Origin of the sequence: Paramaledivibacter caminithermalis DSM 15212, assembly GCF_900142245.1 — a bacterium.
Taxonomy (GTDB): Bacteria; Bacillota; Clostridia; order Peptostreptococcales; family Caminicellaceae; genus Paramaledivibacter; species Paramaledivibacter caminithermalis.
In genome coordinates, this window is record NZ_FRAG01000134.1 from 1 (window position 1) to 1,984 (window position 1,984).

Annotated in this window: 1 protein-coding gene; it reads right to left on the bottom strand. The window is 30.2% G+C overall.

Annotated features, from left to right (window positions below; genetic code table 11):
- Positions 1-181: 181 nt before the first annotated feature.
- Positions 182-1,819 carry a transposase gene (locus BUB36_RS18845; RefSeq protein ID WP_073153873.1) on the bottom strand — a complete coding sequence of 546 codons (1,638 nt, stop codon included), beginning with the start codon at positions 1,817-1,819 and terminating at the stop codon, positions 182-184.
- Between the last annotated feature and the right edge of the window lie 165 nt (positions 1,820-1,984).

Genomic DNA, 1,984 nt, shown 5'->3' on the forward strand with positions numbered 1-1,984 from the left:
AATCACAATTAAGCATTAAAAATCCCTACAATTATGCAAGTTCAAATAATTGCCTTGCATAAAAAATCAATTTTTGACTTTTTGCACTGGAATCAATATTATGGTTAAATACTAGAAAATAGGTTAGTGTTAGTTGTATTATAACCTCTATATGTATATTTCTTATGCTATTTTGTTTCTATTACCCTAAAATGGGCACACTGGTAGTGTGGTCGGCGGTAAATTTTGGTAATTTTTTACTACGTAACAACTGTTTTATATGTCTTTTTATATTATGAGCAGTTACTTTAAACCCAGTTACTATTTGAACTTTATATTGTCTTCTAACCTGTAATTTGGCTAACCCATGACCACGCTTTAAAGCAGAATTTGTTCCCTTTATACCTGCTCTTTTACTAGTAGATTCTTTTTTGTTTTTGTCTATCTTTTTGCGTTCTCTTTCTGCAATAATAGCTTTGTTACTAATTCTCACTACATTTTGCTTTTTTTGTTCCTTTATACGACATATATCTTTAAACTCACATTTATCACAATGCTTTTTATCAAAGTGAGCAACTGCTTGACCTGATTTATTAACTAAACGTATTGGTGTATGCCCTTTAGGACATGATTTGATTATTTTTTCGTCTTCATCAATTTCAAAATTGTTAATAGGTAATTTATCTGTTGAAGGCTTTTTACCAGTCATATCAGTAAAGTTTATGTCAACGTCTTTTTCCTTAGCAAGGGCTACAACATCTTCTGAATAATAACCACCGTCAACATACATTTTATCTAAAACTGTATTCTCTTTAATGATTGGTAATCTTTCTTTGATTAAATTCACATCTGCTGTTATGTTTTTATCTACTTTGTAGTCAGTGATTAGTTGAACTGGATTGTCCTTACTGCAAGTTTCTGATAAATTTAATACATAACCACTGTTACCCTTGCCAGCTTTAGTACGAAATGTAGCATCTTCATAATAGGCTGATTGGAGCGAATCTGTGGGAATTTCTTTTTTATTCTTTGCTTTTAATTTTTGTGTTTTATTATCATACTCAGCTTGTTCTTTAATAAATCTTTTTGCCAGTTTAATTACATTTTCATCATTTAATTCTGGTAATGTATCAGCTATAGTAATTACTTCACTTATAAGGTTTAAAACTGTATCTAGTTTGCTTGATGTTTCATTAGGTTTTGACTTATAAAGAATGTCTGTTTTAAATGCAGGGTTAAGTACTTCTTTCAAGGAAAATGAATCAGTCAGGTATTCAACTGGAATAACTTTTACAGCCCCAGTTAATACATCAAATGCTAATGAAAGTCTGCCTGCTTTTTTGATGTTAGAAGTAATAAATGTTGAATCCATTCTCTGTTCTTCAAAAGAAACACCAAGTTTTTTACCAAATTCTTCTGTGAGGTTTATAAATTGCTCAAATATTAAATCAGCTTTATCAGGATTTTTAAGGGTATAGTTATAAACTCTACTTCGAAACTCATATAAAGTTCTCTTAGCAAGATTAATTTCACCAAGAGTTCTAATGCCTACGGCATAATTTATAAGGTAGTTAAAGTAAAAGTTTTCAATCAAGTCATCATCAGAATAATTAAACATATGCTTGATATATTCTAGAGACAAAAGTATATTAACTGGAAAGTTAGATCTACCAATATCACTATATAGAACCGTAAAAGGTTTCTCATCAATTTTGCAAAATACATCTTCATAGAAGATTGGTGCCCAGCTTTTACTAAGTTTATCTCTAACACGTGGATTCATCCAATTAGTACTATTAAATATATTTTCTTGGGTGTGTGTAGTATTTTCTCTAAACATATTCTTCACCTCGGAGTTTTTAGTATCCTATATATTTAATTTTCGACACAAATCTAAAAACTCCTTTTTGGTAAGCGTAAAATAGTCCCCACCTTGGATTAAGGATGAGGACTATGATATTATTTATTAGGGCCAACTCTACATATATCAGGAATGTTATCTGAC

Bases quoted from the DNA above. Each gene is read 5' to 3' on its own strand.
- BUB36_RS18845 (WP_073153873.1), bottom strand. From the start codon at position 1,819: ATGTTTAGAGAAAATACTACACACACCCAAGAAAATATATTTAATAGT.